This window comes from Bacteroidota bacterium (genome assembly GCA_018698135.1).
Lineage (GTDB): Bacteria > Bacteroidota > Bacteroidia > CAILMK01 > JAAYUY01 > JABINZ01.
This window is the reverse complement of sequence record JABINZ010000047.1, coordinates 1-7,749: the sequence shown is the minus strand read 5'-3', so window position 1 is coordinate 7,749 and position 7,749 is coordinate 1. Positions and strand designations below refer to the sequence as shown.

At 34.2% G+C, this 7,749-nt stretch carries 10 protein-coding genes; 2 read left to right on the top strand and 8 right to left on the bottom strand.

The features are described from left to right. Positions 1-101 precede the first annotated feature (101 nt). From HOG71_03040 to HOG71_03030, 3 genes are all read right to left on the bottom strand, one after another. Positions 102-260, bottom strand: a complete 159-nt coding sequence (locus tag HOG71_03040; protein MBT5989805.1) for a hypothetical protein — start codon at positions 258-260, stop codon at positions 102-104. A 117-nt stretch (positions 261-377) separates the two neighbouring features. Beyond that, the gene (locus HOG71_03035) at positions 378-1,565 is read right to left on the bottom strand and encodes a hypothetical protein (protein MBT5989804.1); all 1,188 of its coding nucleotides are present in this window, start codon (positions 1,563-1,565) and stop codon (positions 378-380) included. Positions 1,566-1,782: 217 nt separating this feature from the next. Beyond that, positions 1,783-3,015, bottom strand: coding sequence for a PQQ-like beta-propeller repeat protein (locus HOG71_03030; GenBank protein MBT5989803.1), 1,233 nt, complete (start codon positions 3,013-3,015; stop codon positions 1,783-1,785). A 160-nt stretch (positions 3,016-3,175) separates the two neighbouring features. Here HOG71_03030 and HOG71_03025 point away from each other — a divergent pair, with 160 nt between their 5' ends. Continuing rightward, complete coding sequence (locus HOG71_03025; GenBank protein ID MBT5989802.1) at positions 3,176-3,853, top strand: NAD-dependent epimerase/dehydratase family protein; 678 nt, start codon at positions 3,176-3,178, stop codon at positions 3,851-3,853. Beyond that, the gene (locus tag HOG71_03020) at positions 3,843-4,382 is read left to right on the top strand and encodes a dihydrofolate reductase (protein MBT5989801.1); all 540 of its coding nucleotides are present in this window, start codon (positions 3,843-3,845) and stop codon (positions 4,380-4,382) included. Before HOG71_03025 ends, HOG71_03020 begins: the two co-directional genes overlap by 11 nt. A gap of 73 nt (positions 4,383-4,455) precedes the next feature. Here the strand turns inward: HOG71_03020 and HOG71_03015 are convergent, their stop codons facing one another. The 5 genes from HOG71_03015 to HOG71_02995 form a co-directional block, all read right to left on the bottom strand. After that, complete coding sequence (locus tag HOG71_03015) at positions 4,456-5,292, bottom strand: hypothetical protein (protein MBT5989800.1); 837 nt, start codon at positions 5,290-5,292, stop codon at positions 4,456-4,458. A 265-nt stretch (positions 5,293-5,557) separates the two neighbouring features. Next, a complete protein-coding gene (locus HOG71_03010; GenBank protein ID MBT5989799.1) occupies positions 5,558-6,217 on the bottom strand; it encodes a DUF4395 domain-containing protein in 660 nt (219 codons plus the stop codon). Beyond that, entirely contained in the window at positions 6,214-6,459 is a 246-nt protein-coding gene (locus tag HOG71_03005; protein MBT5989798.1) for a helix-turn-helix transcriptional regulator, read from the bottom strand. The genes HOG71_03010 and HOG71_03005 overlap by 4 nt, the downstream gene beginning before the upstream one ends. 1 nt (position 6,460) lies before the next feature. Further along, positions 6,461-6,907: a hypothetical protein gene (locus HOG71_03000; protein ID MBT5989797.1), complete on the bottom strand. Its 447-nt coding sequence runs from the start codon at positions 6,905-6,907 to the stop codon at positions 6,461-6,463. Positions 6,908-7,162: 255 nt separating this feature from the next. Further along, a complete protein-coding gene (locus tag HOG71_02995; protein MBT5989796.1) occupies positions 7,163-7,354 on the bottom strand; it encodes a cold-shock protein in 192 nt (63 codons plus the stop codon). Positions 7,355-7,749: the final 395 nt, after the last annotated feature.

The window sequence follows — 7,749 nt, the reverse complement described above, 5'->3', positions numbered from 1 at the left end:
GAAAAAGTAACTCTAAATGCTATGGTCAATTTAAACCGGCAGAGGGTGGTCACATTAGTCCGGCAGAGGGTGGTCAGTTTGCCCCGGCAAGGGTGGTCAGCTTAAACCAGCAAAGGGTGGTCAGTTTCATCGGCCTGTCCATTTAACATCTTGTAAATCATTCTTGATTTACTACTCGTTTCTTGCTTTTCAGTCGTTTTACATTGTAGGAGTAGGATTAAGATGAAAAAGGGTGAAAGGATAATAACAATTCTTTTCATTTTGACGAATATTTTATAATTTATTTGTATTTGCCAACGATATTGTTACTGCTTTGTCTTGTCCTGAAACTCAACATAATCAATGTAATTATTTTTATTGATTTTAAAATATTACAACTAATCGAAAGACCAAATATTTATCCTTGTGTACTCAAACCTATCCCTAGCCATCCATTCCGCCCCATCTTTGCTTTCTTGTTTCTCAAGTACAAATCCAGTATCAGTCATTTCGCTAAATTCAAATTTCACAAATCTATATTGAGTTTCTTCTTTGGCAATATTTACTAATTCAAATACTAGTTTATCCTCTACAAAATCTCCTTCAAAAACCTCATGATTTGAGCCAAATGAATTATATGCAGCTAGTCTATATTTTTTTGTCCGACTATTATAGGTAAAGGTAAACACCCTGTCCATTGGAAACATCCGCTCATAGCTAATGTGTTCAGTCAGCATGTTTTGATCATAAATACTACTTATCATCGAACTTACAGAATCAATTTGCATGAAAGTACCTCTGCGTGTCATGGCTTTCACCAATACACTCCACTTGCCTCCTAGAAATGCAAGTTTCTCCATTTCTGGGTTTCTTTTCAGCACTAATTTGCTGTTATCAAATTCGGTATTGATTTTTATCTTTTCAATTTCAAGAATTCTGTTCCTAATGCTAAAAGTCCTTTCTACGTAAAATGGGAAAAGCACTCCATTCACTTTTCTAAAGTCATCAAAATAGGTTTCGCAAGGAGATGGCCAAGCAAAATCAACCCATTGTGATTCGCACTTAAACTCCAAATAGGTTTCTGTATTCAAATACCATATTTCTTCCTGCATATTATTTCGAATAAGTTTTAAAGCAAATACTTTTTCACCATCAACTTCTTTTTCGCCAAGGTACTCAACCTTATAGCCCTTTTCTTTGTACTTATGGAAAGGTGTAACCATATCTGCTTTTTGCATCATAACACCTACTTCTGTTTTATTAAGCTGACGAGGGAAATCAATTTCTTGCCAAGGATCAATTGTCCATCCATTTTTTCCATCAAAAGCCTCAAACACTTTGTATTTATCTAAACGTAAATCAGCATAATAACTTCCATCATTTCTTTTGAAAGCTGTATAATCATCAACTTCACTAAAAGCAGTGAACTTCCCTGTGATTTTCATGGTTTGAATGGCGGCTATTTTCTTTGCACCACCATGGGCATCGATATGTTTCTTGATAATATCTTCTACATTCTGAGAAAAAGTGAAGAAAGAAATTAGGCATAGACTTAATACCATTCCAATTTTATAGATTTTGTTCATTGTGTTTTTCGTTTATTGTTTGTTCAAATATCAAATAATCCACTGTTAGATAAATCGACTTCCTCTTTTAGCCCCTTCCCTAAAGGGTGAATCGGAAATCAATTTGCACCCCCGCCTGAACAATGTCGGGCAGGCTATAGGGTTGGGGCAGATAAATTGATTTTCGCTATATATTTTTGAGTTTCTTATTAAACACATATTGTTCATAATAAAAAGATTACTTCAATTTGTAACAAGCCATTTCTGTCAGATTTCGCAGATATATTTTCCCATTGGCATATGATGGAGCTGTCCATGACTTGCCATTGATAGCCTGAAAATCGCTTAATTCAGTATAAGCATCAGCTACCGCTTCCACTAAAATCAGTTTCCCTTGATCTGATAGAACTAATAATTTATCATCAACTAAAATCAAACTCCCCTTACCAAAACCACGTTTTGTCCATTTTTTTGCTCCATCAGTCGAAGAAATACATTGCAAAGCAGCTACATTGAAACCGTATATAAAACCCTTATAATGAACTGACGTACTCCAATGATTTTTCATCGTTGAACTGTTCATTACTTCTTTAACTTCAGCTCCATTTACTTCAACGATAAAGCTACCGGTACTACTTACGGAAGAAACAAAAAGCTTATTTGGTGCAATAAATAAAGGAGCTGCAGTTGGTCGGCTTAAGGGCATTTTATATGTCCATAGTGATTCTCCTTTTGCATTAAAAGCATATAAATTATTTCCATTTGCAAAAATGATTTGATTCTTTTCATCAATTCTTGCAACTATCGGTGAACAATAGGACGGTTGTCCTGTTGATTTTGCCCAAAGCTGCTTTCCAGTTGCAGGATCAAAACCCATAAAGGCATTTTCTTCTTTTCCACCAACTTCGAGAACCAATACGCCATCAACAATGATGGGAGATGATGAAAAGCCCCAACGAGGAACAGGACTGCCATACTCTTTATGAATATCAACTGTCCAATCAATTTTTCCGTCTTTCAATGATAAAGCGACCAGTTTACCAAAGGACGTCAAACAATACATATGTGTACTATTTAATGCTGGAGTTGAGCGAGCTCCATCTCCCCAGTCATCAACATCAATAAATATTGAATCAAGTTTTGTTTTCCAAAGCTCAGCACCAGTATGGGCATTAAAAGCAATAGCATATTCATCTCCTGAAACACTATCAATTTTTTCTCCAGCTAAGGTGTAAATCTTATCGTCAGCAATTAATAGTTCTGAAAAAGAAGTACCCAAATCTTTTTTCCAAAGAATTTCAGGGCCTTTTGCTGACCATTTTTCCAATAATCCAGACTCTGAAGAAGTTGCGCTTCTATCATTTCCCCTGAATTGTTGCCAGGATGCCTGACTTGTACTTTGAGAATGTGCAGTTTGAATCTGCAGGAATAGAAATGTCAGAAGCAGACTTTTAATAAGTATTTTTTGCATTTTAAGGATTTTTAATAATTAAGTGTTTATTGTAATTGCGGTAAATATACAAAAAGAAGAAATAGTGTGTAACATTTTGACTGTCTATGATTTAGACAAATTAATTCGCAAATAATTACGTGCCAAAAATGTAATAAATTTGAAGTCAAAATATTATTAAATGAAAGCAATAATAACAGGAGCAACCGGAATGGTCGGAAAAGGTATTCTTTTGGAATGTCTCGACCATTCAGATATAACTGAAGTCTTATCAATATCAAGAAAAGCAATAGGTATAGAACATCCGAAATTAAAGGAGTTAATTCATTCTGATTTCTCAGAATTTTCTTCTGTTAAGGAGCAGCTAAAAGGTTATGATGCATGCTATGCTTGTATGGGGGTAAGCTCAGCTGGTATGAAAGAGGAACAATATACCAAAATGACTTATGGTTTCACTTTGGCTCTAGCCAATGAGCTTTACCATATGAATCCTGAAATGACTTTCAACTATGTTTCAGGTGAAGGCACCGATTCGTCTGAAAAAGGCAGAAGCATGTGGGCAAGAGTTAAGGGTAAAACTGAAAACGATCTGCTGAAAATAGGTTTTAAGCAAGCGTTTATGTTTAGACCAGGGGGTATTATTCCCTTAAAAGGCGTTCTACCAAGTAGTAAATTGTACAGACGTTTGATCAAATATTTAATGTGGCTACTAATACTCATGAAAAAGCTTTTTCCTAAGTCTATTGTTGATACAACCCAAATAGGATTGGCCATGATTAATAGTACGAAACATGGCTATGACAAAAAAATCATCAGACCATTTGATATTCAAGTATTGGCAGGAAAACATGAAAAATAAGAATATCGTATTTATTGCCAAAAGTTTAGATGGATACATAGCCGACAAAAATGGAGGGTTGGAATGGCTCCATAGCATTCCAAATCCCGACAATATAGACATGGGTTATACTGACATGATCAATCGAATTGATGCCGTCCTTCTGGGTCGAATTACTTTTGAGGTTATATGTGGTTTTGATATTGATTGGCCTTACAATAAACCAGTATTTGTATTAAGTACTACCTTGAAAAAAGTCCCAGTAAAACTTATTGGAAAAGTAGAGTTTATAAATGGTTCGATTAAGGAGATTGTCAAAACACTAAACGAAAAAGGATTCCACAAGCTTTATATTGATGGAGGAACCACCATTAATAGTTTTCTCGAAGAAGATTTGATTGATGAAATGATTTTAACGACCATTCCAATTTTGTTAGGAGGAGGAATCCCTTTGTTTAAAGATTTTTCAAAACCATTGGAATTTGAACACATTAAGTCTGAAGTATTTTTAGATGCGATTGTTCAAGATACCTTTTGTAGGAAAAAATAATTTCAGAAAAATCAAAATGAATCGTCATTGCATTCCCAATTCATCAGGAGAAACAATCTCATTGACGTGATAATTAGCTTGCCACTAACACATTTATTAGCTTGTCACACCCTCCGTTTTTCACAAACTCTGAATGCTCCTCAACTGAATCAAATTTTTTACCACATATTTTGTGACATTCCATTTCGTAATCTGTTTCCTTGTAGAAAGTATCTAATACTTTTTCTAACTCTTTATCTGAAGTTGTGTATTTATATTCACCTTGCTTAACACGAGCAAGTGTTTTCATCCATATAGCAGCCGATAATGCTCCACATCCGTTTCCGCTAAGTCCTAATCCTCCAGCAAAGCCAGAAACTAAAATCTGTTGCTGCTCATTGCCTCCCATTTTTTTAATCACTTCAGATGCACAACTTAGTGTTGTAGATGTGTTGCTTTTCAGAGCTAAACTCAAGCCTCCATTGGCAGCATCAATTGCATCAGGAGCCCATTTCCCTGCCAATTTAAAGCAGTAGAGAAACTTACCCGACAACATATATTTTGCGAAACTGATTTTATTCTGCCAGTCGCAACTGGCAATATCAGCACACTCAATACTTTTGGCTGTTTTTTCGAACGATCTCATAATTACTTGTGTAGCAACTATTGTTTGCTCCATTGCTTTATCAGTACTTTCAAATCGCCTGAAAGCTTCTGCGCCTGCGCCCATTGAAGCACCCCAGAGCATTCCGCATTGAAATCCTTGTTGTGCTATGCCTCCTGCTAAGGGATCAATGGCATGTTCCTCATCCTCCATAGGGTAGCCATTTTCCCGATTTAAAATATGAAAGAATGTACGTGAACAAGTTCCCTTTTTCATAAATGTCCGCTTGGCTTTTAACTTCACTTTTTGTGCTTTAATTGCTTTCATGTGTTTTGTTATTCTTCATTTAATGAGTACCCGTTTAGTGGTTGAAATTTCATAAGTCAACTTCTACAATCGGTTTTATTAGTACATTTCTGAATGATTTTGCTTCGTGTGTCTTTGTGTGTTCTTTGTGCATCTTCGTGATAGAAATTTTTACACGAAGATTCATGAAGAAAATGAAGATTCACGAAGTTTTATAAAATTCATTTATATCCTAAATTGAGCTAAATTCATCAAATTAGTATTTCTTTTTTAACCGCTAAACAGGTTAATGAGCATTCATTTTTTCTTCCAATCCAAATAAATCAAATGGCTCTATACTAAAGATCTCATTGAAAAGAAAATAAAGTGCTACAATAAAAATTACGTATGCAATGACTATAAATAGTTGAGCAAGTGATGTCTTCTGAATAGGCTGCCTGTCTTTAATTTCGCATACTTCTCCCGGACAATATTGAACCTTATCTTTAAAAAACCATGGATACACTTTACAACCCAGACAAATACCAAATGCTGATTCAAAAAACAAGAATATTAGACAGATGAAACAGATTAAACCTGAGATGGGGCTAAATGAATTTACAATTACAACCAGTACTAACATTATTACAGCCAATACGATTCCTATTTTCCAGGCAAACTTTTTTTGCCTTGCTCCCACATATTCCGGTGTTTGATTCCGCACAATCCACTTCCCAATAATTAGTGTTGGGGCAAACTTTGGATTAATTAAAACCCTAATTAGCATATCGACAAGAAAAATAATGATCGCATACTTAAGCAGTGTAAAATCGCCTTGTGCGGCATTACTTATTGAAACAAACATCAATAAAAACAGTATTCCTGCTGCTGCTCTTATTTCTCTTTCATTTAATACGGGGATGTCATATCCTTCTACATCCTCTCCAAATTTTATTATTTTATTCATTTTTCCTTCGTTGATTTTGTTGTTGAATCTTCAAGAATGTAGGTAAATACCGCATCCAAGGAAGTGTTAAATACATGGGCTATTTTAAAAGCTAATGCAAGCGTAGGAGAGTATTTCCCCTTCTCAATGGCAACAATAGTTTGTCGGGTAACACCCACTTCATCGGCTAATTGTTGTTGAGTCATTTCATCTGCATGAAAGCGAAAGGTTCGGATATTGTTGTTTATTCTGCATTTTTCCATCCTAAAACCCCCTTTTGTAGTAATATAATTTAATAATTTCCTCTAACATGGTGGAAAGCAATCCAGATACAACCAGCGTTACAAACATGACCCAAACTTTCATTCCAAGAGCCTGAGATCCCATTGCAAGTATGAATCCTGCCGCAAAAATCCAATGAGATAATTTTAGCGCTTTCAACTCTATTAACTTATCTCTTTCATCATTAATCTTTGGCTCATCTTCATTTGCCATTATTTTATTGATGATTGCAAATAAAATATGCATGATTATTTGAGCTACAATTGCTACAGGAATCATCAACATAAAGGTTTTCCCCCAGAATTGTAAATCATTAACAATTTCAGGATTACCCACGACTTGCCTTTTGTATATGTAAAAGGTATAAAAAACAAAAACCAGTATGGTTGTAACCAAGCTTACTAATATTCTTCTTTCTCTTGTTTCCATTATTATTCACTATTCTTTTATCATTTGTATAAATATTTCGACACAAAGATAATTATATTTTACATTGTGTCAAATATTTTTTACATTTATTTTGAAATTTCAAAATAACAATTCATGGAGAGCTTTGTGAAGAGGCCGAATACTGAACTTAATAACCCAAGCTCAGGTTAATAGGATAGGGAAACAATAGAAATTAATTCAAAAAAAAACCTGTCAATAACGACAGGCTTTAATGATTCTATGTCAAAAAGTAAATTAAGATACTTTGACATTTACTGCGTTCAATCCCTTAGGACCTTCTTCCACTTCATAACTTACTTTATCTCCTTCAGAAATATTATCAATTAATCCATTTTGATGAACAAAAACATCCTTACTACCATCATCTGGAGTAATAAATCCAAATGCTTTAGAGTTGTTGAAAAATTTTACTGTACCGTTACTCATATCTAATTATTTAAAATGAAAGGCAAAATTAAGATAATATATTTATAATCTGAATTTTACATGAAAACAATAACAGAAAAGTTTGAAAATGCAATTTTATTATCCATATAATAAAATGATTAAACTTTCCTAAATCAAGCTGAATCCCAAAAAATACTAGAGGAAATAGAGACTGGTTTTTGGAAGCATCACAAACGAATAAAGCAATCCTTCAAAACCATAAATTGCCTTAATACGCTTATTTTAGATGAATCAAGACCGTTGCAAAACCAATTATTCTATAATGTTTAAATTTTCATCCTTTTTTTTTGTGTTTTTTTCTTGATTCCATCCGATTTTTTCTTTTTTTCACAGCATAGGATGGTATTTTTATGATATTTCTCTTCAATTCTCAT